Genomic DNA, 24,824 nt, shown 5'->3' on the forward strand with positions numbered 1-24,824 from the left:
ATTGAATCGGTTTAAAAATCGGGTATATGAAAATGGGGAATATCTTACAAAAGTGAATGTGCAGGACAATTCTGCAAGGAGGTCACCTATGGATACGGGCACACATGTCGTGATGGGCATCGCACTAGGCGGTATTGCGACGCTTGACCCTGTTGTCGGAGCAGATCCGGCAATGGCTCACGCTGTTATGATCGCAACGCTTGCTGGCTCTCAGGCTCCGGATATTGATACTGTGTTAAAGCTTAAAAATAATGCTGTTTATATAAGAAATCACAGAGGATTTACCCATTCAATTCCCGCCGTTTTGTTTTGGTCTGTCATCATTCCGGCGATTCTGTATTTATTTTATCCGCAGGCCGATTTTCTGCACCTGTGGCTGTGGACGCTACTGGCAGTCGTTCTGCATGTCTTTGTTGATATTTTCAATGCGTACGGAACACAAGCGATACGTCCGTTTTCGAAAAAATGGGTTGCGCTCGGGCTGATTAATACGTTTGATCCATTTATTTTTATCAGCCATCTGGCGGCTATCGCGATTTGGTACGCGGGCGGCAGTCCCGGCATCACGTTTCTCAGCTTATATATCATATTGGCTGGCTATTATATGGTGCGCCTGATCATGCAGCTGAGAATTAAACGAAAGCTTCATGAGATGATTCATGATGAGATCGAAAGCATTATTATTTCACCGACGATGAAATTCAGGCAATGGCGGATCGCCGTGACGACAGCCCATGCTTTCTATGTAGGAAGAAGCATGGAAGGGCATGTAGTCATTCTGGATACGTTTAATCGGGTGCCAGTTCCTGAAACCGAAGTGATGCAAGCGGCAAAGCAGGATGATAACATTGCAGCGTTTCTTTCATTTTCTCCGGTTTACCGGTGGGAAGTGGATACGTTCAAAGACCATTATGAGGTGAGATTTATTGACCTGCGTTATCGGAGCAAAGGCCATTATCCGTTTGTGGCCATCGTTCATATCGGCCATGATCTCACGATTCGCTCATCCTATACAGGATGGATATTCAGCGAAGAAAAGCTTCAGAAAAAATTAAAGCTCGGCTCTATTTAGAGCCGGGCTTTTTTCGTCTTATATATAAGACAGCAAGCAGCAGACTGACGAGAGATATGAGCGCCGATATTTTGAAGTATGGCGGATAGTAGGCCAGTTCAATGTGATTGTCTCCCTTTTGCGCCCTAAAGCCTATGAAAGCATAATCCGCTTTTTCAATCGTCTGTGGTTTCCCGTTGATCTTCAGCTCCCAGCCTTTTTCATAGGGGATCGGAAGCATGATGTACTGATTTTTTGGAAGACGATATGCGAACGTCAGCTTATTTTTATCCCATTTCAGATTGTCTGCTTTGTCTGTTTTATTTTGCAGCGCTGCGCTTTTCAGCGTTTGGTAATTTTCTTCATAGAGCGCTATGTTTCTCAGCTCATACGTTCCTTTCGGAAGTTTGATTGAGATATGGCCTGATTTAGGCACTCTGATCGTTATATCATTTACTCCGGTTTTATAAATCGATTGGTTCGATTTCCTCGTTGTGGCATAATCATTTACCTTTAACGTAAATCCTTTGTCTTTTGCTTTGCTTTTCAAATAAAAGCTGACATAGTAGTCTCCCGGAGCGGATGAAGCCTCTTTCGGAGTGATGATCAGTTCTCCTCCGTTTTCTCCAGTTACAGTAAGCAGTCCGTTTTGATACTGGGCATGTTTTGCGGAGATGTCAGACTTGGGAATCAGATTGGCCAGTTTTGGTGCCTGCTCCGTTTTCTCCGATGGATCCGCTACTACAATTCCTTTCAGCATTGCCTGTTCTTTCGCAAGAGCAGGCAATTTGTCCAGCTCACTTTCGCTGTATATGGCATCGGCTGTTTTGATGAAAGGAAGCATGTATTGATTTTCATAAACGACATAATGCTCCGATTCCAAATGCTTTTTGAAGCCGTACGGGACATTGGCTTCGTTTGTTTTTTCCGTCAGATAATATTTGCCGTAAAGCAGACTGTACAAATTCGCCCTGTCTCCCAATGACGCATAACGACTGACGCTTTCCCTTCCCATATCGATGCTCAAGTCATTCCAATAGAAGGTCAGCAGATGTTTGTTTAAAATGCTGGAATAGGCGCTGAAGCCATTAAACCCATAAATAATTGGCGTATTATTGCGGACCCCGTTCATCCAGTCGATTCTCATGAGCGGATCATCGTCTTCCTTCTGTAAACGTTTGATGAGCTCAGCTGATTCTTGCCCTTTGTATTCCTCACCCGTGAGATATGCTTTTGTTACACTGTCCAGGCCGCCGCCTTCTGAGAGTGTGTATTTTTGATAGGTGTTGGCGACAAACAACGAAGATAGAATGATCACACCGTACACAGCCACCGTTGCCCGTTTTTTTGCAAAAGCTACTGCAAACAAGGCAGCGATGGTCAGGAATAAAAGCAATAGAATGCTTTCATTCGCAGGCTTCCATATATCCAGTTCATACCTTTGGATATGATACAAGTAAAGAAGAAGGACAACCGCGGCAGCCGGGAGCAGTTCTTTCCGTTTCAGTTCAGACAGCTGTGACAGGCCTGCCGCAGCTGCTCCAGCAATCGTGAAGGCCAGAACATATTCAAATCGGTTTTGAGGGGCGGAAAAGCCGTTAAATACGCTTGCCGCATACGGACTGAAATGAAGAAGAATAAACAGCAGGCTCAATCCGGCAAAGAGTCGAAACACGCGGTTTTTGTAAAAAGAAACAATAAACAAAAACAGCAGAAAGGCTGCCGGCAAAATAATGATCCGGCTCGAAAATAAGATATTATCGTCGAAATTGAGCCACTCTATTTTCTGGCTGTACGGAGGGCGCAGGTTGTTTAAAAAACCGTATACTACCGGCACAAACGCCGCCGCACTGATGCCGAAAGAAATGATCCCTGAAACCAAAAACATTCTGCATTGAATCCATCTTTTCTCTTCGTGCTCGTCCAGCCTTATCAGCCATCTGAACAGCACGTAGATTCCGATGAATATGAGGTTTATGTATGCAAAGTAAAAATTGTTGATTAATGTGAGCGAGCACGCAATGATAAACCATGCCGGACGCCTCTCTCTAATGATTTTTTCTGCTCCGAGCACAAGCAGCGGAAGCCAAATCATTGTATCGGTGAAAAATTCCCAATACGCTTCGTGGCGGAAATAAATGATCGAGACACCGTATAAAACAGCCCCCGTGAACGACGCCGCTCTATGTTTGAGAATATAGTGAAAAACAGAAGCGGCCGTAAAGATGATCACGCTCAGTTTGAAAATACTGATAAAAACAGCTGACTCCGCCCAAAAAAGCGTATTCGCTTCTCCAATCAGCTGAACGGCTTGAAGAAGCCAGACGGCGGCGGATACCGCAAGAAAAAGAAAGGAAACAGAAAAATAATAGCCAAGCTGACTGAATGTGCCGCCGCCGAGTCCGAATGAATAATTGTAGAAAAAATTCCCGTGGGTATATTGTTCAAATAGTAATTTTTTAAATACGATCATTTGCGCAAGCCCGTCTCCTGGACCTGTCATATATCTGCTGTCCGTCCATTCTTTCACAAAAAAAGCATGTGCCAGAACGGATGCCAGCAGACTGGCCGCATAGATCATGACATATTTTCTTTTCATATAATTTCTCCAGTCTTGCTTTTGAAATGGTAGACACGCAAAAAAAGCACTGCCAATGGCGCTTGGTGATTTCAGTGCATTTTTGTCAGACGCCGCACGCTTTTCAATTCGTTCGTTTCAGGCAGGTCTTTGTTCGGGATATTCGCTTCTTTAATCAAATAATGCGGGCGTTTTTTTGTTTCATAATAGATTCGGCCGATATATTCGCCTATAATTCCGAGGCTTAACAGCTGCACTCCGCCGAGAAATAACACTGCTGAGATGATAGTGAAATATCCGGGCACAGAAATGCCGTTAGTCAGAATTTTAACGAATGTGGCAATGATATAAATGATGGAAAGCAGCAAAATGAAAATGCCGGTATAAAAGCATATTCTCAGCGGCTTATGATTAAATGAAACGACACCGTCCATTCCGTAGTTAAACAAACTGCTGAATGACCATTTGGATGTGCCGTTTTTTCGTTCGACATTTTCATAAAACACAATTTTCTGATCGAAGCCAATCCAGCAAAACAGACCTTTTGAGAAGCGATTGCCTTCGCTCAGCTTCAAAAGGGCGTTCACGGCTTGGCGGCTTAACAGCCGAAAGTCTCCGACACCATCACGCAAATCAACCTCCACCGCTTTATTGATGAACTTGTAATACAGAGATGACAAGAGTGAGCGGACAGGGCTGTCCCCTTTTCTGTTCCTTTGGGCAATGACTTGATCATAGCCTTCTTCATAGCCTTTGATAAAATCCTTCAGCAAATAGGTCGGATGCTGCAGATCGGCGTCCATTACAATAACCGCCTCGCCTTGAACATGCTCAAAGCCCGCCAGAATCGCGGCTTCTTTTCCGAAGTTTCGAGAAAAAGAAATGTATTTTACCCGGCTGCATACGGCTGCCAAGTCTTTGATCTGCTGAAGCGTGTCATCAACACTTCCGTCGTTTATGAAGAAAATTTCATAATCATAATGAATGCTCTTGAATTCCTTTTTCAAAGATTCATGAATGAGTTTGACATTATATCCTTCATTGTAAGACGGGATAATAATCGAGATTAATCCTTGCTTCATTAAGGCACCTTCTTTTTATTATTCTTTTTAAGTATTGCCTTAGGGGAGTTTCACACAAATCTTCAGTAAGGCTATTCCTTTTTTTAAAGTCGTTTAAACCTGTTTTTTGTTACATTTTTATGGTGACATTCATGATTTTTAATGTTATTTTGTCATGTTTAAAACAGAGTATGAAAAAAAACGCACAGAAAAAGTCTGCCATTATGACAGACGAATGGAGAGAAAATCTGACTTATTGTTTTTTAAGATATTCCAAAATAAGTTGATTGACGATGGCAGGTTTTTCGTGGTTAATCCAATGTGAAGCCTCATCAACAAAAATGAGATGTCCATTCGGGCAATGCCTTTCCGTTTCTTTCGCAAGCTTTTTGCTTAAAAAGCGGTCCTCCATTCCCCAGATCATTCGGTAGGGTACTGTTTCGCAAGTGGTTTTCTCTGAAAGGCTTCCTTTTCTGAGGGCTCTGTACCAGTTCAGCATAGCTGTCAGCGCACCGGGCTGTTTCCACGCTTCTTTGTACTTGCTGACATCCTCAGACGAAAAAAGCTCAGGACGGATCGATAATCCAATCGCTTTGTCTAATGTTTCATAATCATTTTCCTTTAGTGATGCCTCCGGTATGTCGGGAAGCTGGAAAAATGCGATATACGAGCTTTTTAGCCATTGCGGCGGATAAACCGGCGTTACGGTTTTCATGATGTGCGGGTGCGGGATGTTGATGGCGATCAGCTTTTCAATATATTCCGGGCGTGTGGACGCCAAATGCCATGCGACAGCTCCTCCCCAGTCATGCCCGATGACTATTGCTTTTTCATCTGTGAATTGCGTAATAAGCCCGATGATATCATCTCTTAATGTATCAATCCGATAGGCATCAATACCGTCCGGTTTATCACTGAGATTGTAGCCTCGCTGATCAGGAGCAATGACACGATACCCCGCATCGGCGAGCGGTTTGATTTGATTTTTCCAGCCGTACCAAAACTCAGGAAATCCGTGGAGCAGGACAATTAACGGGCCGTCCTCCGGCCCTGCGGCTGCAACGTGGAGCGTGATTCCGTTTGTTTTGACAAACTGGCAATTAACTCCGTCCACTCATATCTCCCCCTTGACTGTGCGTCATGTTTTTCAGCCTTTTCTCCGTTAGCATAAACGTGATGACACAGGCGGCAAGCAGCAGGATCAGCTGAAGAATGATCAAGTTTGATCTCAGCAGCAAACCCAACGCCGCAATCACCAAGCCCGACATGATCATCAATGATGCACTGTAACGGTTCGCTTCATTCCATAATCTTTGATCTGACATTGAGCGTCTCGTTCTGTATCCGTACACACTGTTGATGGATTTGGGAGGAAACAGTTTGATCAGTATACCCGCAATGACCATGAGCCCTCCGCTGATTAAACCAGCCATATCATCATCCCCTTTCTCATTGTTACGTGCAGAAAGAAGAAATGTTTCATATCCAGGCAAAAAGACAAGCCTCGGCCTGCCTTTTTATCATATTTGTAAGTCCTTTGTGTGAATATAGCCTTTGACTCCGCCGTAATCAACGAATGCCCAGGTAAAGTCAAATCCGCCGTTTTCACTGAACCCCCATCCGAGTATTGTCACCTCTGTTCCGGAAGAGAGCTGTTTGGCTTTTCCGTTTTCGGGTGTCGGTGCATAGAAGGCTGTCTGTTTCTCTGTTTTCGCTTGGCTTGCGGTTTTCATTAAGAAGTGTGTTGAAATATATGCTTTTTTTCCTTTGAATTGTATTTGAGCCCAATCGGCATTTGCGAATCCATTGACTGTGACTTTTTGTTCTGATGATATAGTGCCGAGAATGTCACCTTTATGATTTGGCTCAGTCCGGACATTCAGTTTTCCTGCTTTTATGATGTAAGAATCGGATGATGGCATGCTGACAGATATGTTGTGAAGGGGCGCAGCTTTTGCTGCGGGGGCGGAATAAGTTGCTGTCAAACCCAGTCCTGCGGCAGCTGTTAAAGCGAGCAATACTTGTTTCTTTTTCATATAAAGCTCCTCCTCGCATTTGACAAGATATAAGTGGTATTCCCTGATTGACCGATGGTTGAAACACGTTTTGTTTATTTTTTCTGCCTGTTAAGGTAATTTTAAGGAAATGAAAAAACCTGCCGGATGCTAACGGCAGGTTTTTTAATGCAAAAGGCCTCTGCTTTGGTTTAAGTAATCATTTACGTCGTCACGGGAGCTTTGGAAAAGGTGGAGCTGACCGCCATAGTTTTCGATCCATTGTGTGACGATTTTTTCGGTCATCTTTTCACCCTGATAGGCATGTCCCGCTTTTGCATAGGTTGCTTCGAAATCGCTCCATAGCAATTCCACCCATGTTTTTGCCTGTATATAGCTGATCATATCGTTCTTTTCCAGAAGCAGATTTGTCAGTTTCTCAATGTACGTATTCATGTGTGCAGTCTCCTTTCTTCAGGAAAAAAATGACGCTTTAAAACGTGCTGTTCTCCATATACTAACCTTACGTCTTCATCTGGAAAGACGCAACTTTTTGATCTCGAACCTAGGGGGAAATGACATGGTCCGAAATAAAGAAAAAGGATTTCCTTACGAAAACGAAAACAAATTTCAGGGTGAACCGAGAGCAAAGGACGACTATGCTTCAAAGCGTGCTGACGGATCAATCAATCAGCATCCTCAAGAAAGAATGAGAGCCTCCGGCAAACGGTAAAGAAGAACAGCTGCATGCGCTGTGCTCCGATGCTCGGCCTTCCTAGACTTCAAGGGTTTTCAATCACGCTGAAAAGATGACAAAACCCTAAAGCGAGAACCGCTTTAGGGTTTTGTCGACAATTTGAACAGCTGCATACGCTGCAGCTGTTTTTTACCCTTTATTGACTTGATACTCATAGATGCTCTTCTTTTCTGATACATGTGCGAAGGTAGAAAGCACGAGTCCGCATGCGGTCATAAGCGCTCCGCCTGCAAACAGCCAGGAATAAGAACCTGTTCCGCTTAGAATCATTCCGCCGATCCACGCACCGAGTGCATTAGCAAGGTTAAACGCTGATACGCTGACAGCCGCGGCAATGGTTGTGCCGCTCTCAGATGAGGAAATAACCTTCGTTTGCAGCAGAGGCGGCGTGCCGAATGCGCATGCTCCGAATAAGAACGTTGCAACAATAGCTGCGGCCGGGTAAATGGCGATGTAAGGAAATACGGCCAGAACACCGATCAAACCGATCATCACGCCGATCATCGTCCGAGTCAGCAAAGGAAGCGGCACTTTTCCCGCAAAGAAATTCCCTGCAACGCCTCCCAAGCCATACGCAAAGAGAGCGCCTGTAATGCCGACCGTGCTGAATCCCGCTGAATGTCTCAAAATCGGTTCGATAAAGGTGTAGGCGATAAAGACGCCGGAATAGCCTAAAATCGTAATCGCGAAGGAATACAGCACTTGTTTGTGTTTAAATACTCCCCACTCATTCATAAGCATTGGGATCACTTTTGGTTTTCTGTTCGGCACGGCAGCCATGAGGCCTAAGAATCCGATGACACCAAGTGCGGTAATGATAGAAAATACCGCTCTCCAATTCAGGACATCTCCTAGATAAGAGCCGAATGGAACACCAAGCATCAGAGCCACTGTCAGCCCGCCGTTCATTGATGCAGCAGCTGCGGCACGCTTTTCCGGCGGAACCATTTCACTCGCGAATACCATGGCAATCGCGAAGAAAGCGCCGTGAATGGACGCAGATAAGATTCTTGAGACGGCCAATACCGCAAAATTCGGCGCCAGCGCGCTCATCAGGTTGGAAAGGATAAAAACCGCCATCAATCCAAGCAGCACAGGCTTTCTCGGAAGCTTGACGGAAATGATGGTGACGATCGGGCCAGTCAAACAGACGCTTGCCGCATAGGCCGTGACAAGAAGCCCTGCAGATGAAACCTGTATATGAAAGTCATTGGCAATCGACGTCAAAATACCCATCACCGCGTATTCTGTGTATCCGATTGAAAATGTACAAATCATAAGAACAAATATAATGAATTTTACAGAGGGGTTTTTGATACTCAACGTCATCGCCTCCTTTGATTTTAAAAAACAACGAGTTTCATCTTAAAAGATTTTTGGAGTGAATTCAATGATTTTTTCTTTAAGATTTCGTGTAAATGTGCTGCATATAAAAAAGAGGCTGATATTCAGCCTCCCTGTTACGCTTGCTTCTTTTCTTGCAATACTGAGATTGGCAGCGCTTCCTCTTGATGAGGAGACGAGGTTCTGTACCCCCAAGCGAAAACGCCATTTAAATAGCTGATGGTAAACTCGTCTTCAGAGTCTTCCACACGATACGTTTCTCCCGGTGAGAATTCTTCCGGATTCAGCAAATATGCTTTTGCCATCGTAATTTTCCGTTCGAGCACTGCCAGTTCGTTTATGATTCCATGCTGTTCGGCTTTTCTTGCTTTTTCAGAAAGTGATGCAATTTCGGTATTGAGTTCGTGCGGTGTCATTTGACTGTATCGTTTCTCCATTTTTTCAGCTACTCCTCTTCCTGCAGAAATTGCTCGATTAAATCGAGTGAGAATCCTTTACGGAATAAAAATTGTTTGACCTTCATGGCGCTTTCATATGAGCCGTCATAGCGGTATTTTCTAAACGCTTTTTCCGCATGAAGGCGCAGCGCTTCTTTCTCTGTGTCTTCATCATTTTCATATTCAATCTGCTCCAGCGCCGCGCTGATGACATCAAATGAGAAACCCTTGCGCTGAAGCTGCATCTGGGCGCGCTGTTTGAGTTCTTTTGTCGAAAGTTTTTTATCTTTTTTGAGAAGCTTTTCAACATGCTTGACCGCTTCTCTGGTCTGATCCTCAAAGGAAAAGGAACTTAGCGCCTCCTTAATTGTATCGTCGTCGATCCCCTTCGCTCTCAGCTCTCTGAACAAAACGTCAGGGCCTTTTCCATTCGTTTTTTTGTGGGTGCTGACATAGGCTGCGGCAAATTCCTGGTCGTTTAAGTACTTATAGTCGTTGAGCTTATGGATGACTTCCGCAATGACGGGCGCCGAGGTTTCTTTTTTCTTTAAGTGGTCCTCAACCTCTTTCGTTGACCTCATTCGGTAGGATAAAAATTCAAGCGCACGGTTGAAGCCTTTCTTCACTTCATCGCCGTATTGAATCTCAATGATGTCAAGGTCATCAAGCTCTTTTCCCTTTTCGAGCTCAAATTTCACGAGCACGTCCGCGTCCACGCTGAAGGCGTATTTTTCATCCAGAAAAATATTGAACCGTTCCGTATTCTTTTTTTGCGTTGATATTTTTGTAATAAATGGCATCTTAATCTCCCTTCTCAGGCCTGAAACGCGTTTTCTTTCATTAAAATGAGGTAAAGTATATTTATTAGAACGATGAGGAGAGATAATCATGAATATCGCAATGACGGGCGGAACCGGTTTTCTCGGCCAGCATCTGACAGGCATTCTTACCCGCCAGGGACACCATGTTTATATTTTATCAAGAAACGCAAGGGAAACTGAACAAAAAAATATCACATATGTCCAATGGCTGACAGAAGGAGCCGCGCCTGAGCAGGAACTTCCTCATATAGATGTCTGGGTAAATCTTGCGGGAAAATCGATTTTTGGCCGCTGGACAGAAAAAACGAAGCAGCAAATTCTCTCCAGCCGTATCAATACGACGCGTGAAGTGCAGCGGCTTATTCAAAAACAGAAGGAAAAACCGAAAGCGCTGATCCAGGCCAGTGCGGTGGGCATTTACGGCACAAGTCTTGAAAAAACCTTTACAGAGGATTCCGCGACGTCAGATGAGGATTTTCTCAGCCATACTGCACATATGTGGGAAAAGGAAGGACAGAAAATTGAGGCGATGGGCATCCGGACGGTTTATGCGAGATTTGGCGTGATGCTTGGAGAAAAAGGCGCTCTTCCGCTTATGGTTCTTCCCTATAAGCTTCTGGCCGGCGGCACGATCGGAACAGGCAGACAGTGGCTGTCATGGATTCATGTCGAGGACGCAGCCCAGTTGATCTGTTATGCGATGGAAAACGCCGGCATCTCAGGTTCAATGAATGTCACCGCGCCCAATCCTGTAGAAATGGAGCAATTCGGAAAAACGATTGCAAGGGTGAAGCATCGCCCGCACTGGCTCCCTGTTCCGGAATTCTTTTTATCAAAAGCATTGGGTGAAATGAGTCTTCTGATTGTGAAAGGGCAGCGCGCTCTGCCTAAAAAAGCGATGACCTCTGGATTTCGTTTTACATATTCGGATCTTGAATTCGCACTCTCACAGCTGATAACGGACCGAAAGGCTGTATAAAAACGGAAGGAAGCGTCAACCTTAAGAATAACATGGTTGAAGGAGGTCCTTTTTATGGAAAAGAAGAGGGAGAAGCATCAGCAAGGAGCCAACCTGAAGAAAATGCAGGAAGTGCTTTATTCAGGCGAATTTAAAAAAGCGGAAAAAGCTGCTAAGCGGAAGTAGGAATACATAGCCCCTTAAAGCCAGATACTATGTTTGTTTGATATCACTTTTTAGGGGGAATTTGATATGGGCAGAAATCATATCCACAAAAACCGTGATAAAAACAAACAAAAACTTCCTCAAGTTCCTGATGCATTAAAAAGGGAAACAGACGGCGTTTACGAAGAATATTCAAGCGAGCTTGCTGACGCGGATGACCGCGAAGCGCAAGAGCGTGCAAAAGCAGCCGACAACAGAGCGCAAAAGAAAAAACGTTAATGAAAAACCCCTTGTCTCCGTTTGAGACAGGGGTTTTTTTACATGTCGGTGAAGCGTTCACGAATCGGCGTGCGTTCTTTTACTTCCGGCGCTTCGTCAGGATAGCCCGTTTGTATGATGGCGGCGAATCGTTCATTATCCTGTAAACCAAAGGCCTGATGCACTTCTTTGTCGTAAAGGATTTTTCCGCTTTTCCAAACCATGCCGATTCCTTTTTCCCAGGCAAGAAGCTGAAGATTTTGGATCAATGAGCTGGTTGCCGCAAAATCATCATCTCTCGCTCTTTCGTTTTCATCTTCTTGAAACACGACGAGCAAAAATCCTGGGACACGTCCGAGTGTGTTTTTGAAATTTTGAAGCTTTTCCTCTGTCAGATCCGGCTTGGATTTCTTAGAGAACGCCGCAAATGTGTTGATCAGGTTTGCTTTTCCTGTTTCACTGGAAACGTAAATAAATCTCCATGGCTCTGTCACTCTGTGATTTGGCGCATATTTTGCCGTTTCAAGCATGTCAAGAATGACTGCTGAAGGCACTGGCTCTTGTTTAAATTTTCGAATCGATCTTCTGCTGCGTATAATGTCCCGCAGTGCTGAATGTTGATGTATCTGTTCGGATTGAGGCATACCATCTCACCTTCCTAAGCAATTGAAAATGATTATCATTCATAATAATAACGGAAAGTGCATCTTTTTGTAAACCATCATCAGTATTAGATTTTAAGGATACGGGTTTCTGAGTACACGGCAGTTCCTGTCATATTCACTTTTACATGGCCGCCGTCTTCGTTCATTTCGATTTCCACTTTTCCGTCTTTCCCGATTTCCTGCCCTTGTTCAATGATAAATTCACGCTGCTCGGCATTGCCGTACTGTTTCATATAAGCCCCCATCACGCCGGATGCTGTGCCGGTCACAGGGTCTTCTATCGTTCCCGAATACGGGGATGAAAAGTGGCGTCCGTGGAGGTCGCTGTCAGGATGAACGGTTTCAAAGGTAAACGGGTGAACTGAAGCCTTTGGCAGATCGACTAACACGTCCGGAAACTGTTTGTTATCAGGCACCATTTTTTTGGAGGCCTCTAATGATCTAAGCGGAACGATGGCTGTCCATATGCCAGTGCTACCAAAAACAATCGGAAGGTCTTCATGAAAGTCTTCTTCGGTGATTCCCAATGCGCCTGCAAGTTTTTCCCGATCGCCTGTAAATGGTTTGAATTGCGGAGAAGCCTGTTCAAGCGTAATATGTATGCGGCCGCCTTTTTCAGAAATTTTCACAGGCAGGATACCAGCTTTCGTTTGGATGCTGTACGTTTTACCGCTCTCCAGCATTCCTTTTTCACATAATGCGTAAAGAGAAGCGACTGTTGCATGACCGCACAAATTCATTTCGTGTCCGGGGGTAAAGTAACGGAGTTCAAGATCAGCCGACTCGCTTTTCCGGATAAATGAGGTTTCTGAATATCCGGCGCGCTCAGCTATGATCTGCATCTCTTCTTCAGTGTAATCGTCTCCCTGCAATACGACTCCCGCGGGGTTTCCTTTACCGGGACTGCTTGTAAATGCTTCATATTTTAATACCTCTGCTTCTTTCACTTGTCTGCCGCCCTTTCTTTATCAATGTCTCTGTCAGTATAGCAAAAATGATTGTGAATTTTCAGTCATTATCAAAAAACCCATTTTCTTTTTTGAGAAAATGGGAGTAAAGATTAAGAGTTTCTCGTTTTATAGAGCAAATAAATAAAATAAGGAGCGCCGATAGCTGCTGTAAAGACGCCGGCTGGCACTTCCACCGGAGCAAATAAGGTTCTGCCGACGATGTCAGCTGTTAAGACGAGCAAAGCTCCGATGAGTGCCGACGCCGGGAGCAGCGCGCCATAAGATGAGCCGACGAGCCGCCTTGCAATGTGGGGCGCCATCAGTCCGACAAAACCGATTGTGCCGGCAACCGAAACCGCACAGCCCGTAAGAGCCGTACTCAAAAGAAGCAAGAAAAAACGATTTCGCTGCACGGCGCTTCCCGCACCCGCCGCAATATCTTCGCCCAGCACCTGTATATTCATATTTTTTAGCGCGATAAAACAAATAAATAAGAGAATGACAGATAAGATAACAGCTATTTTCACATGCTGCCAGTTTGACCCATAAACAGACCCAGTGATATACACATTGGCTTGTGATGCTCGGTAAATCGGGCCTTTGATCATCAGCAGGGTAGTCATCGCCTGCGCCGACATTGAAAATCCGATTCCGATAAGCACCAGCCGAAATGTGGAGGCACCATTTTTGTATGCCAGTAAATAGACGATGAGTCCAACAGCTGAGGCCCCGATAAATGCAGCAGCCGGAAGCCATGACAGACTGATCGTAAGTGAACTGCTGCGGTCTGAGAAGAACATCATTAAAAGCACGACAGCTACCGCCGCTCCTCCCGTTATTCCGATAATATCCGGTGATGCGAGAGGGTTTCTTACGAGCCCCTGCAATATCGCGCCTGCCGCTGCCAGGCAGACGCCGGCGCATAAAGCGGTCAAAATTCTTGGCATGCGGAACGACATGATCATCAGCTCATCCAGCTTGGAACCTGCACCAAAAAATGTTTTTGCTACATCCCAGGGAGGAATAAACCTTTGTCCGAGACCAGCGCTAATGATCAGTACTGCTGCTGTTAATCCCAGTAAAATAAAAAAGACGATCCATGCTTTCTTTTCAGCCGCGGTTACGCCAAAACGAAGTTTCATAGTTTTGCCCCCCTTCTTGCGATGTAGACAAACACAGGCATACCGATGATGGCTGTCATGACCCCGACAGGAACTTCCTGAGGCATAATGATATATCGCGCCCCGATATCCGCGGCAACGAGTAAAATCGCACCCAAAACAGCGGAAAACGGCAGAACCCAGCGATAATCATTGCCGACGATAAATCGAGCGAAATGCGGAATAATGATGCCGATAAATGAAATCGGCCCGGCAATGGCGACAGCAGATCCGGCGAGCAAGACAACACAAAGCGCCATCACAAATTTCAGCAGGCCCGTTTTTTGGCCGAGTCCTTTTGCCACATCTTCTCCCATGACGAGGAGATTAATTTTTTGGCCAAGAAAAAAGCAGATCACAAGCGCTGCAGCTGCATACGGGAGCATCGTGATCAGCAGTTCCAGACTCCTGCCCTGCACAGAGCCGGTCAGCCAAAATAGCACCTGAGCAAGCTCGAGTTCATTGACAGAAAGCAAGCCTTGTGTCAGAGAAGAAAACATGGCCGCCATGGCAGCACCCGCCAGCGTCAGTTTGATTGGCGTCAGTCCTTCTCTTCCAAGCGACCCTGCAGCATAGACGATCGCAGCGGTAAATGTTGCCCCAAGAAACGAGCTCCATACTAGCGCCTGAGGTGACTGTATATGCAGAAAAAACGATCCGGCAACAATAAAAAAGCCTGCACCGGCGTTAATCCCGAAAATCCCCGGTGACGCAAGCGGATTTTTTGTGAGCGCCTGCATGAGAACGCCCGCGGCTGCAAGCGAGGCGCCGACGACTGTCGCAACCAAAGCGCGCGGAAGCCTGACATCTTTGATGATGACATGCTCATTTGTTCCGTTGAAGGAAGTAAACGCCTGATAGACCTGTCTCCATGACGTACCTGTATAGCCGTAAACGACGCTTGCGCAGACAGCCGCCAGTAAAATGAAAATCAGACATACTAACACAATCCATTTTGAAGATGCCTTTTTGCAGATCATGATCTAATTCTCCTAGGTTTATTTACTATGTAATGTTTGTTTTTGAGAATAATCCTCAATTAGGGATTGACACTCTTAACACTGCTTATTATGATCTAAATGATAATGAATTTCAATATTGGGAGGAAAAAGATGAAAAAGCATATCAGCATGCTATTCGTATTTTTAATGGCCGTTATGGTACTTTCTGCATGTAATAGTTCAGAAAGTTCAAGTAACAGCGAGGGGTCAAGCAGCAAAACAAGAACGGTCAAACATGCAATGGGGACATCAGACAACATTCCCGCCAATCCAAAACGGATTGTTGTTTTAACTAATGAAGGAACAGAGGCGCTCTTAGCGCTTGGCATTAAGCCGGTCGGAGCCGTAAAGTCATGGAAGGGCGACCCGTGGTATGACTATCTGAAAAATGACATGAAAGGTGTTAAAAACGTCGGTCTTGAAACGGAACCGAATGTGGAAGCCATCGCAGAATTAAAGCCTGATTTGATTATTGGAAACAAAGTGCGCCAGGAAAAAATTTATGATCAGTTAAATGCGATTGCGCCGACAGTTTTCGCTGAATCTTTGGCTGGGAACTGGAAGGATAACCTGACTCTATACGCCAACGCGGTGAATAAGGCGGACAAAGGCAAGGAAGTTATTGCCGATTTTGATAAACGCGTTTCTGATTTGAAAGACAAGCTTGGCGACCAGACAAACAAAACCGTTTCTGTCGTACGCTTTTTATCCGGCGAGTCAAGAATCTATTATACCGATTCATTCCCTGGGATCATTTTAGACCAGCTTGGCTTCAAACGCCCTGAAAAACAAGTGGAGCTGTTTAAAAAACAAAAGGACCAATTTACATTCTCAACAGACAGTAAAGAATCTATTCCTGATATGGATGCTGATGTGCTGTTTTATTTCACTTATAAAGCCGATAATGCAAAAGAAAATGAGAAATGGGCCAATCAGTGGACAAGCAGTTCACTATGGAAAAACCTGAAGGCCGTGAAGTCAGGTAACGCCCATGAAGTCGATGACGTCGTGTGGACAACCGCAGGCGGAATTAAAGCCGCAAACTACCTGCTTGATGATATTGAAACCTATTTTTTAAAGGCGAAATAAAAAAAGACTCCGTCTGGTTAGACGGAGTCTTTTTTGCTTTTTCCGATCAGCCGCGTGACGAGGAACATGGTGACAGAAAGAGATCTGTTTTTCCGGTACGCCAAGTATTTGCCGCGCCACTCCGGTTTGTATTTTTCTTTAAAGGCCCTGAGGCCGCTGAAGCTGTACATGTATCTGACATTATTAAAAATGATAGCGGCAAATCTTTCTGACCAGAAGGATGTAAAGGCGGTGCCAACATTGGCCAAGGGCGCCATTCCCATGTTAAACGACGTGCAGCCTTCCTCCTTCGCCCATAAAAACATTCGGATGAACAATGCATCCATAATGCCGTTCGGGGCGTCATCGCGGTAGCGCATCAGATCAACTGATATCTCTCCTTCCTGATACATCGGCATGACATTTGCGAATGCAACGATCTCCCCTTCTGCATTTTCCATGTAGGCGATCGGCGCTTTCTGTAAATAGGAAGGATCAAAAAATCCGAGCGAGAATCCCTTTTCCTTTTTTGAGCCGAGCCATTCATCTGAAATTTGTTTCAGTTCCTCCAAGAACGCATCAGAAAATGGGGGATGATCCACATGGAAGGTATATTCCTCCCGCTCAAACCGGTTATTGATTGCCCGAAGGCCGGCTTTTTTCTTCCCTGTGAGGGTAAATGTGTTTAAGTCCACATAGGCTTCCTCGCCCAGCTTAAAGAAGTTATAGCCAAAATCGTGATACAGCGCCATGTCCTCTCGTTCAATTTGATAGAACAAAACACTGAACCCCTTCTGGTGTGCTTCGTTCAGAAATTCTTCCAGCACGAGCGGGAACGATTCTCTTTGTCCTGACGGATCGCCGAGTACGACCAGCCTTCTGGCGATTTTTCCAAACATCAGCAATGCATTCCCGTCACTTGAAAAATAAAACCGCTTATCTCCAAGATAGCCGAGATGGCTCAGCGCGTTGCCTCCGTTTTCATTTAAAAACGAAGCAAGGCGTTCGGGATCAGCTTTTTCCCCGATGTGTTTTGTCTTCTTATGATACACCATTGTAAATATGAAGAAGAACAGCGGCACAATGATAATTGCCATGATCGTCGCATGCGTGATATGAGAATCGCTGTGGACGAAATATTCGTGGCGCAGCACCTTCTTCATCCGGTCCCAAATGAAACCTGCGATGATGTTGTAGTTAAAGAGCGCCACAGTGAAAAGCGCTGCAGCGAAAATCATTTGTCCGAGCGTATAGGATGCCTGTTCTCGGACAAATTGTTTTTTCAAAAGCACAAGCAATACAATAATCATCGGCAGTACGAATATCGCACTGATATTGAGTCCTTTTAAGAAGCTGAACACAAAGCCGCCGACAAGCGCTGTAATCGCCATTGTATAGGAGCGTTTTGTCCGTTTATAAAGCTCGATCGGCAAAATCAGCAGAATGAGCGCTGAGCTTAAGGACAGGCCGTTAAACAGCAAAAGGGCCGGGCGCGGAATGTGCGGAATGACGGTAAGCCTGTCAATCGGCAAGGATACTGAAGCCAGGACAATCAAACCTGCAACGAATATAATAAGGGAAAGTGAGCCTTGTAAAATTCTCACTAATATCGCCCGCTGGACAACAAGCAGAACGTTTGTCGTCTCAATTGCCGGTGCGATGCGCGGGTTCGTTTCGAGCCGTTTCATTGTATTTTCGGTCAGGTCGCCGGCAGCAAAGAACAGTCCCAGACCGAATGGGATAAATGAATAGACGATCCTGTACAAAACAATAGATGTAACAATGGCCTCCTGATGATAGCCAAGCTGCTCCATCCCGAGCAAAAACAAAAGGTCAAACGAGCCAAAGCCGCCCGGCACGAGACTGATCATCCCTCCGATCGCCGCAATGACGAATACCCCGAACACATACCTGATATCAGCATGAATGCCCATAGCGAACAAAGACAAATAGATGACGATTCCAGCCATAACCCATTCGGCAACGGAAGCGCCAATATAAGCGAAAATCGGATTTTTCACTTGTTCCGCATTCTCTTCGTCTCCGCCTTTGCGGCCTTTGATTTTAGACACCGCCAAGGATAGCGGCAAAATCAGTGCGAAACCGATAACGACTGCCCACAGCCAAGGCTTTTCATGAAGCACTTCATCCACTGGCAGCACTCGTGCGGCGACGAAAATGCTGAAAACAGATAATCCGAGCAGCATAGATGATGTAAGCCAGGCGATTCCTTTTACTAGCGCCTTATGGTCTTTCGTATGCTCTTTATAAAACATCATTCTTAACCCGACTCCGGCTAAACCGCCGAATCCGAGTACGTTATTGAATGAATTGGCGATCCAGGAAACCCTGAATACCTTTCCGTTTGTGATCGATAGACGCAGTGAGTATTTCAGGACGTAATCATACAGCGACATGGCAGCAACAGCCAGCAGGCCTATCAATACAAGGATGAATAAGTCCGTTCGTTCCAGCCCATTGATGACCATGAGCGTGCGTTTGAATGACAGATTTGTCAGTTCTTTTTTCGATTGATAAATAACAAATAGTAAAACAGCAATAGGAAAAACAATTTTTAAAATTGATAAAGCATTCTTTTTAATCAGCAATGGTCTCTCCAATCATATTCTAGTTCGATCTTCTTCCCCCAATAATCTCCAACTCATTATACACTACCTCTATTTTTCGGACAAAGTCCCTGATGCAGTTTCTGCTCACTTTCTTTCAGCAGTGAAAATCGAGTAATATGGTAAGAGGAGCGAATGATGAGGAAGTGATGAAATGGAATATAATTTACATGATACAACGGTGTTAAACGAAAACATTCTTTCATCTGAGGAACGGGAAATATGGGTGCTCTATATGAAAGTCTTAACCTCAGCCGGTCTCGGTGATGTGTCCGAGTGGATGAAGCTTGATATGAGCATGCCGCAAATGAAAGTGATGATGCTATTAAACAACCATGGAACACTAAAGGTCAGCGACATTGCTGAAAAAATGGGGGCTTCCCTGTCCAATACAACAGGGCTGCTTGACCGTCTTGAGAAATCAGGGTTTGTCAAACGATCACATTCTGAAGAGGACCGCCGTTCAGTGGTTGTTCAGTTGACGGAGAATGCAAAAAATATTTTTCGGGGTCTATATGAAAAGGGCCATCTGAAATTAAAGCGTTCATTGGAGCTGCTGTCTCCTGAAGAAAAGCAGGCGGTTTCCGAAGGGCTTTCTATCCTTTCCAAAGCATTGGAGAATGCAAAAAAAGAATAAGTCTTTAAGTCTGTCATCCGCAAACTGCGGAAGCAGGCTTTTTTTATTTGACATTTAGTTCACTTAAAATGAATAATATATTCAAAGTGAATTAAAGAGGGGTTGATGAATATGTCTGAAGCATTGTCAGAGCAGAAAAGCCAAAAGTGGGCGATCAGCCTGTTTACGATTGGTGTGTTTATGGCTGCGCTGGATAACGGAATTATTTCGGCTGCTTTAACAACGATAAACGAGTCATTTGCCGTTTCTCCTTCCTGGGGATCATGGGGCATTACCCTCTATACGCTCGGTCTTAGCGTCAGTGTGCCGATCGTCGGAAAGCTTTCAGACCGCTATGGCAGAAAGAAACTCTTTCTCATTGAGGTTTGCCTGTTCGGACTTGGTTCTTTGCTTGTTGCTTTGAGCCAAAGCTTCCCGCTCTTTCTGATCTCTCGGCTGATTCAGGCGCTTGGGGGCGGCGGGATTTTCATTATCGGCAGCTCGCACATTCTTGCTACCCTTCCAAAGGAAAAGCAGGGGAAGGCGCTTGGGCTGCTTGGCGCGATGAACGGGATGGCTGCTGTGCTCGGGCCGAATATTGGAAGCTTTCTGCTTGATTGGACCGGGTCTTGGCATTGGCTGTTTTTGATTAATTTGCCGATTGCAGTGCTATTGGTTGTTTTCGGTGCATGTTTTATTGCGGAAACAAAAGCGCCTGAGGCTAAACGCCTCGATATGGTTGGAATCTTCCTTCTGTCCCTGTCGATTTTAGCTGTGATGTACGGCATGACGAATCTTGACGGGGCAAATCTTTTAAACAGCTTGGGAGATCCAGAAGTGTATGGATGTATTGTTTTTGGCATTCTCTGTCTTACAGCGCTTATCTCGTTTGAAAAGAGGGTTGAAATGCGCGGGGGCGATCCGATTTTGGCGTATTCTCTGCTGAGAAACCACATGTTTCAGCGCACGCTTATCATCGGTTTATTATCCGGCGGACTCTTGGCGGCGGTCATTTTTATCCCGTCATATGTTGAGCAGTATTTGGGCGTTCCTGCTGCAAAAGCAGGCTATTGGATGACACCGCTTGCGTTAGCTTCCGGAATCGGCGCTTGGCTTGGCGGAGCGCTCACCGACAAAAAAGGGCCGGTGAAAACCGTTATTCTTTCGGGAATCATTTCATGTGCGGGATTTGCTTTATTTCCGCTCTGGGTGACGGAAAAATGGGAGTTTGTAATCGCTAGTGTAGTCGCTGGCATCGGTTTTGGCTTCCTGTTAGGCGCTCCGCTGAACGTCCTTGTATCAGAGGCGGCTAAAACGAATAAGGGCACGGCGCTCGGCACGCTTTCATTGGTAAGGCAAATCGGACTGACATTGGCGCCTACTCTTTATGCAGGTTTTATCACAGCCGGGTTTGACCAAATAGGTGATGAAATCAGCAGCCGCTTATCGGACAGCGGACATTCAGGAACGGCGATGCAGATGATTCCGGAGATCGACAGTTCTGATGTTTCTTCTTTACAAGAACAAATCGAACGGATTCCCGTGCCTGAAGTCAAAACCGCGATAAGCGACGCCATTCATGCGAGTGTCGCCAGCGGCTATGATCATTTATATGCCGCCGCTGCTGTGATTTCACTGCTGGTGATTGCTCCTATCAGTATTCCGGCTTTCCGCCGGCAAAAGCGTTAAGACCACCCCATCCGTTGGGAAAGCTCCGTAATATGAGCGATATGATGATGTGAGTGCCAGACATACAGCCCGAGCGCGTTTTCTAGGGTCATGATCTCCTTTGTATCGGGATGGTAAAAGCCGCGCTGAAATTGCTGATCCGTCAGGGTGCGGAGAAGAGCCGTCCATCTCCCGTGAAGCTCCTGCAAAAGTGCGAGTGAACCGCTTGGATCTGCTGTTTTCGAGTCCTTTAGCTCCGACCACGCTTTTTCATCATATGGACGGATGGCCGGTGTCTCTTCCGTCAAGCTCAATTTAAACCGAATATAGCTGTTCATATGACTGTCAGCCAGATGATGAATAACTTGCCGAACGGTCCATCCCCCGTCTCGGTACGGTGTGTCAAGCTGGCTTTCCGTCATGCCTTCAACGGCTTTCTTCAGTTTGGCCGGCACTTTTTCAAGCGCTTGAATCCATTCATCTTTTTGCTCCTTCGATACCGATTCCCTCGGCTGGTATTCTCCTATTGGATAGCTTAAATTGGCTGTTGTCATGTATGTTCTCCCTTCTGTTCAATCTTCTCCTTTATTTTACAAGAAAAAGATTGTATATTGTGTCTTTTTCCCATACAATAAAAACGACACAAGTGTCATTTTAATGATCAGGAGGATGAATCATGGAAAAACCGTTGTTTCGCAATCAAAAAGGACTGATAACACTGTTAGCCTCGCAAACCATTTCTTCACTTGGAGACTGGCTTCACATTTTGGCCGTGCTAACATTAGCCGCTTTTCAGCTTCATGCTTCACCATTAGATATGTCGCTTTTAATGATGTCGTTTGCTTTGCCTGTCATTGTACTCGGACCTGTATCGGGTCTGCTTGCCGACCGTTTTGACAGAAAAACGATCATGTTTCTGTCTGAAATCGGCCGTGCCCTCACCGTTATCAGCTGCGTTTATGTCAGTGAGCTTTGGCAGCTTTACGTATTGCTATGCCTTCAGAGCTGTTTTTCTTCACTTTTTTCACCTGCTAAAAACGGAAAGCTTAAGGAATTGGCTCCGGAAGCACACCTTCAGCAGGCCGTTTCCGTCAGCAGCATCATTGATAACAGCGCAAAAATCTTCGGCCCTGCCCTTGGCGGCATGCTGATCGCTGCTGTCTCTATACATTCTGTTTTCTATATCAACGCCGGCGCCTTTCTTCTTTCCGCTGTCATTTTGTTTTTCCTCCCCAAAGATGCTTTTTTACAAAAAGCCAATACACCTCAAGAAAAAACATCAGCACTTGCTTCTATCAAAGAAGGCCTTCAGTATTTGAAACGAATGCCGCTTCTTTTAACAGGCTTACTCACAGCTTGCGTCGTTCTCTTTGTTTTGCAGATTGGTGATTCCCAGGCTATCATTCTTATCCGTTCTTTTTCAGGCGCTCCGCCTGAGCTTGCAGGCTGGTGCATGGCCGTCAGCGGAGCCGGCATGCTCCTTACGGCGGCAATTGCCGGCAGACGGCGAATCACCTCTTATTTTCTTTATTTCTCATCTGGGACCTTTCTGCTTGGACTAGCAACTGGAGGCGTGCCATTTCTGAGCGGAATGGGAATTGCCGGCATTGCTCTTTTTATTTTCGCTTTTTTCATCATGGGAGCGGCTTTTGGTCTGGTCCATATTCCATTTCAAATTCTCGTGCAAACAACAGTGCCTGTCGATTACAGCGGCAGGGTATTTGGCGCCATTCAGAGCGCGACAACCCTCGCCTCCATCCTCGGCATGGCAGGCGGGGGCGTGCTGGCGGAATGGATCGGTGTATCACTTGCTTTTCTTGTCTGTGGCTGCTTGCTGATCATGGTCGGGTTGATTACACTTGTAGGTAAGAAAGTTGCAGAAAGCAGGCGATATCTTGTCACCGAAAGTAACAAAGGAGCACAAGGATAAACGGCAGGCAGAGATTTTAGAGGCTGCCAAAACGGTTTTTAAACGAAAAGGATTCGAATTAACGACAATGAAGGACGTTGTGGAAGAGTCAGGTTTCAGCCGAGGCGGTGTCTATCTTTATTTTTCAAGCACCGAGGAGATGTTTCGGCGAATCATTGAAGCAGGGCTAGATGAAGGGCTCCGAAAGCTTGATGACTCAGCTGAACACCGAAGTGTTTGGGCCGCCATCTCCAGCTATTTGGATGAACTGGCTGAAGGCCTGCGTGATGCAGCGGATACACTGGCGCCGGTGCAGTTTGAATATTTAGTGACGGCTTGGCGCAATGAAGAACGGCGGAAGTATTTGGAAAAGCGGTATGATCTTTTTGTGGCAAGGTTTTCAAAGCTATTGCAAAAAGGAATCGATCAGGGGGAATTTCAGCCTCTGCAGCCTCTCTCGACGATCGCGAAATTTTTCCTCAATATGAATGACGGCATCATCCAGAACGCGCTATATTTCGATGAAGAAAAGGCTGATGTATCTGGACTTGCTGAATCTGCAAAACTGTATTTAAAAACGGTACTGCAAGTAGATGAGAAATAAAGAAATGCGGCAGGAACCTCTCTCCTGCCGCTTGTTTTCACCCTGCGTGATCACGCACTTCTAATGTGGCTTTCTTCTGTTTTGGCTGATAGATCTTCCCCACAAATAAATAACCGTATTTGAATTTATTCAGTGCCCATGAGGTCAGAATCGGGCCGGCTGTGCACACGGCAAACAACAGGAGAACAGCCGGTACGGCGGGAATCCCGGGCATATTTAAAAGCAAAACGTAGCCTATGATCATAAAATAAGCATGAAGCAGATAAATCGAAAAGGAATAGTTGCTGATAAACATAATGATTTTCGGCACATGCTTCATTTTAGAAAACAAGTGAAAGCACAGGAAAATCATGCTTGTCGAATACAGCATGATATCAGGCCGTTTCGAGCTGATCATGCCGATTTCACCGACATAAGAAACAGTGACAACCAGCGCAGCAGAAGCTAGCGCGGCGCCGTATATCACTATGCGGTATTGGTTCAGCAAGGCTAAAAAGCGCTTATACTCCTTTCCGCAATAGTAGGCAAGACAAAAGTAGAAAAGCCAGCCTGCGAACGGAACCCAGAAGAACGGAAACCCACCGCCCTCTTCTGAAGCGGGAGCCGGGCTGACTGCTGAAAAATAGCTTAAATAGGCGGCTGTCACCACAAATGAGATGGACAGCACCCATTTCGGCGATGCTTTTTTCAAATACTCATGAAACATCATATGCAGAATGTAAAATTGAAAGATGACGAGAATAAAGTATCCGATAAAGTTTCCTAACAATACGTTCGCCAAATACTTTTGCACGATCGCGAGAAAGGTGATCTCTCCCCCCATCGCACTGGTCATCAGCAGTGCATCGATGGCCGCGATAAATAAAAAAGGAACGAAAATCACTTTTCCCCGCTTCTTTAAAAAACCGTTTGGCACCCCGTCAGGATAAGAACGGGCCAGCAAAAATTCAGAGATGAAAATGAAGGCAGGCGTGCTGAACATCAGGAGTGTGCGGAAAGAATCTACGGTGTGAGAAATATCTGCGAGAGCTTCTGCCTGAAGCATCAGGACCATTGAAATGATATGGAGCAAGACGACACTTAAGCACGAAATGCAGCGGATCATAAAAATTTCTTTAATTTGCATAACAGC

General features: G+C 45.5%; 26 protein-coding genes. 10 read left to right on the forward strand and 16 right to left on the reverse strand.

Annotated elements, in window-relative coordinates; genetic code table 11:
• Positions 1-88 precede the first annotated feature (88 nt).
• On the forward strand, positions 89-1,072 hold the full coding sequence (locus BSI_RS07650) for a metal-dependent hydrolase (RefSeq protein ID WP_003239695.1): 984 nt from the start codon (positions 89-91) through the stop codon (positions 1,070-1,072).
• Here the strand turns inward: BSI_RS07650 and BSI_RS07645 are convergent.
• The 6 genes from BSI_RS07645 to BSI_RS07620 all read right to left on the reverse strand — a co-directional run bounded on the left by BSI_RS07645 (position 1,065) and on the right by BSI_RS07620 (position 7,140).
• A complete protein-coding gene (locus BSI_RS07645) occupies positions 1,065-3,650 on the reverse strand; it encodes a YfhO family protein (protein WP_003239697.1) in 2,586 nt (861 codons plus the stop codon). The two genes, BSI_RS07650 and BSI_RS07645, sit on opposite strands and share 8 nt — an antisense overlap.
• A 71-nt stretch (positions 3,651-3,721) precedes the next feature.
• Positions 3,722-4,711 (reverse strand): glycosyltransferase family 2 protein, encoded by a 990-nt coding sequence (locus BSI_RS07640; protein ID WP_003239699.1) that lies wholly within the window; start codon positions 4,709-4,711, stop codon positions 3,722-3,724.
• 232 nt (positions 4,712-4,943) lie between these two features.
• The gene (locus BSI_RS07635; protein ID WP_003239703.1) at positions 4,944-5,804 is read right to left on the reverse strand and encodes an alpha/beta fold hydrolase; all 861 of its coding nucleotides are present in this window, start codon (positions 5,802-5,804) and stop codon (positions 4,944-4,946) included.
• Complete coding sequence (locus BSI_RS07630; protein WP_003239704.1) at positions 5,791-6,123, reverse strand: SdpC immunity protein SpdL; 333 nt, start codon at positions 6,121-6,123, stop codon at positions 5,791-5,793. Before BSI_RS07630 ends, BSI_RS07635 begins: the two co-directional genes overlap by 14 nt.
• A gap of 87 nt (positions 6,124-6,210) precedes the next feature.
• Positions 6,211-6,726: an SH3 domain-containing protein gene (locus BSI_RS07625; RefSeq protein ID WP_003239707.1), complete on the reverse strand. Its 516-nt coding sequence runs from the start codon at positions 6,724-6,726 to the stop codon at positions 6,211-6,213.
• 144 nt (positions 6,727-6,870) lie between these two features.
• Positions 6,871-7,140, reverse strand: coding sequence for a YfhJ family protein (locus tag BSI_RS07620; protein WP_003239709.1), 270 nt, complete (start codon positions 7,138-7,140; stop codon positions 6,871-6,873).
• A gap of 124 nt (positions 7,141-7,264) precedes the next feature.
• Between BSI_RS07620 and BSI_RS07615 the strand changes: the two genes are divergently transcribed.
• On the forward strand, positions 7,265-7,417 hold the full coding sequence (locus tag BSI_RS07615) for a small, acid-soluble spore protein K (RefSeq protein WP_003223241.1): 153 nt from the start codon (positions 7,265-7,267) through the stop codon (positions 7,415-7,417).
• 153 nt (positions 7,418-7,570) lie between these two features.
• Here BSI_RS07615 and BSI_RS07610 read toward each other — a convergent pair whose 3' ends face one another.
• From BSI_RS07610 to recX, 3 genes are all read right to left on the reverse strand, one after another.
• Positions 7,571-8,764, reverse strand: coding sequence for an MFS transporter (locus BSI_RS07610; RefSeq protein WP_003239711.1), 1,194 nt, complete (start codon positions 8,762-8,764; stop codon positions 7,571-7,573).
• Between the two features lie 137 nt (positions 8,765-8,901).
• Complete coding sequence (locus tag BSI_RS07605) at positions 8,902-9,222, reverse strand: YfhH family protein (protein WP_003239713.1); 321 nt, start codon at positions 9,220-9,222, stop codon at positions 8,902-8,904.
• Positions 9,223-9,230: 8 nt separating this feature from the next.
• On the reverse strand, positions 9,231-10,022 hold the full coding sequence (gene recX / locus BSI_RS07600; RefSeq protein WP_003239714.1) for a recombination regulator RecX: 792 nt from the start codon (positions 10,020-10,022) through the stop codon (positions 9,231-9,233).
• 88 nt (positions 10,023-10,110) lie between these two features.
• On the opposite strand from recX, the gene BSI_RS07595 reads away from it, so the two are divergent.
• From BSI_RS07595 to BSI_RS07585, 3 genes are all read left to right on the forward strand, one after another.
• Positions 10,111-11,022, forward strand: a complete 912-nt coding sequence (locus BSI_RS07595) for a TIGR01777 family oxidoreductase (RefSeq protein WP_003239716.1) — start codon at positions 10,111-10,113, stop codon at positions 11,020-11,022.
• 54 nt (positions 11,023-11,076) lie between these two features.
• The gene (locus tag BSI_RS07590) at positions 11,077-11,187 is read left to right on the forward strand and encodes a YfhE family protein (RefSeq protein ID WP_003223230.1); all 111 of its coding nucleotides are present in this window, start codon (positions 11,077-11,079) and stop codon (positions 11,185-11,187) included.
• Positions 11,188-11,253: 66 nt separating this feature from the next.
• Complete coding sequence (locus BSI_RS07585; protein ID WP_003239718.1) at positions 11,254-11,445, forward strand: YfhD family protein; 192 nt, start codon at positions 11,254-11,256, stop codon at positions 11,443-11,445.
• Positions 11,446-11,483: 38 nt separating this feature from the next.
• On the opposite strand, the gene BSI_RS07580 is transcribed toward BSI_RS07585, so the two are convergent.
• The 4 genes from BSI_RS07580 to BSI_RS07565 all read right to left on the reverse strand — a co-directional run bounded on the left by BSI_RS07580 (position 11,484) and on the right by BSI_RS07565 (position 15,179).
• Positions 11,484-12,068 carry a nitroreductase family protein gene (locus BSI_RS07580; RefSeq protein WP_003239720.1) on the reverse strand — a complete coding sequence of 195 codons (585 nt, stop codon included), beginning with the start codon at positions 12,066-12,068 and terminating at the stop codon, positions 11,484-11,486.
• A gap of 86 nt (positions 12,069-12,154) precedes the next feature.
• The gene (locus tag BSI_RS07575; RefSeq protein ID WP_003239724.1) at positions 12,155-13,036 is read right to left on the reverse strand and encodes a PhzF family phenazine biosynthesis isomerase; all 882 of its coding nucleotides are present in this window, start codon (positions 13,034-13,036) and stop codon (positions 12,155-12,157) included.
• Between the two features lie 113 nt (positions 13,037-13,149).
• Positions 13,150-14,181, reverse strand: coding sequence for a FecCD family ABC transporter permease (locus BSI_RS07570; RefSeq protein WP_003239725.1), 1,032 nt, complete (start codon positions 14,179-14,181; stop codon positions 13,150-13,152).
• Positions 14,178-15,179 carry a FecCD family ABC transporter permease gene (locus tag BSI_RS07565; RefSeq protein ID WP_003239727.1) on the reverse strand — a complete coding sequence of 334 codons (1,002 nt, stop codon included), beginning with the start codon at positions 15,177-15,179 and terminating at the stop codon, positions 14,178-14,180. Before BSI_RS07565 ends, BSI_RS07570 begins: the two co-directional genes overlap by 4 nt.
• Before the next feature lie 132 nt (positions 15,180-15,311).
• Here BSI_RS07565 and BSI_RS07560 point away from each other — a divergent pair, with 132 nt between their 5' ends.
• Positions 15,312-16,289 carry an ABC transporter substrate-binding protein gene (locus BSI_RS07560; RefSeq protein WP_003239729.1) on the forward strand — a complete coding sequence of 326 codons (978 nt, stop codon included), beginning with the start codon at positions 15,312-15,314 and terminating at the stop codon, positions 16,287-16,289.
• 17 nt (positions 16,290-16,306) lie between these two features.
• Here the strand turns inward: BSI_RS07560 and mprF are convergent, their stop codons facing one another.
• Positions 16,307-18,877 carry a bifunctional lysylphosphatidylglycerol flippase/synthetase MprF gene (gene mprF, locus BSI_RS07555; protein WP_003239731.1) on the reverse strand — a complete coding sequence of 857 codons (2,571 nt, stop codon included), beginning with the start codon at positions 18,875-18,877 and terminating at the stop codon, positions 16,307-16,309.
• 172 nt (positions 18,878-19,049) lie between these two features.
• Here mprF and BSI_RS07550 point away from each other — a divergent pair, with 172 nt between their 5' ends.
• Both BSI_RS07550 and BSI_RS07545 read left to right on the forward strand, forming a co-directional pair.
• Entirely contained in the window at positions 19,050-19,532 is a 483-nt protein-coding gene (locus BSI_RS07550; protein ID WP_003239733.1) for a MarR family transcriptional regulator, read from the forward strand.
• 111 nt (positions 19,533-19,643) lie between these two features.
• On the forward strand, positions 19,644-21,200 hold the full coding sequence (locus BSI_RS07545) for an MFS transporter (RefSeq protein WP_032732193.1): 1,557 nt from the start codon (positions 19,644-19,646) through the stop codon (positions 21,198-21,200).
• On the opposite strand, the gene bstA is transcribed toward BSI_RS07545, so the two are convergent.
• A complete protein-coding gene (gene bstA, locus BSI_RS07540; RefSeq protein ID WP_003239737.1) occupies positions 21,197-21,733 on the reverse strand; it encodes a bacillithiol transferase BstA in 537 nt (178 codons plus the stop codon). The genes BSI_RS07545 and bstA overlap by 4 nt on opposite strands.
• Positions 21,734-21,855: 122 nt before the next feature.
• Between bstA and BSI_RS07535 the strand changes: the two genes are divergently transcribed.
• Positions 21,856-23,109, forward strand: a complete 1,254-nt coding sequence (locus tag BSI_RS07535; RefSeq protein WP_003239739.1) for an MFS transporter — start codon at positions 21,856-21,858, stop codon at positions 23,107-23,109.
• On the forward strand, positions 23,075-23,692 hold the full coding sequence (locus BSI_RS07530; protein ID WP_003239741.1) for a TetR/AcrR family transcriptional regulator: 618 nt from the start codon (positions 23,075-23,077) through the stop codon (positions 23,690-23,692). The genes BSI_RS07535 and BSI_RS07530 overlap by 35 nt, the downstream gene beginning before the upstream one ends.
• Before the next feature lie 37 nt (positions 23,693-23,729).
• On the opposite strand, the gene BSI_RS07525 is transcribed toward BSI_RS07530, so the two are convergent.
• Positions 23,730-24,818: an acyltransferase family protein gene (locus BSI_RS07525; RefSeq protein WP_003239744.1), complete on the reverse strand. Its 1,089-nt coding sequence runs from the start codon at positions 24,816-24,818 to the stop codon at positions 23,730-23,732.
• Positions 24,819-24,824: the final 6 nt, after the last annotated feature.

Origin of the sequence: Bacillus inaquosorum KCTC 13429 (assembly GCF_000332645.1) — a bacterium.
GTDB lineage: Bacteria > Bacillota > Bacilli > Bacillales > Bacillaceae > Bacillus > Bacillus inaquosorum.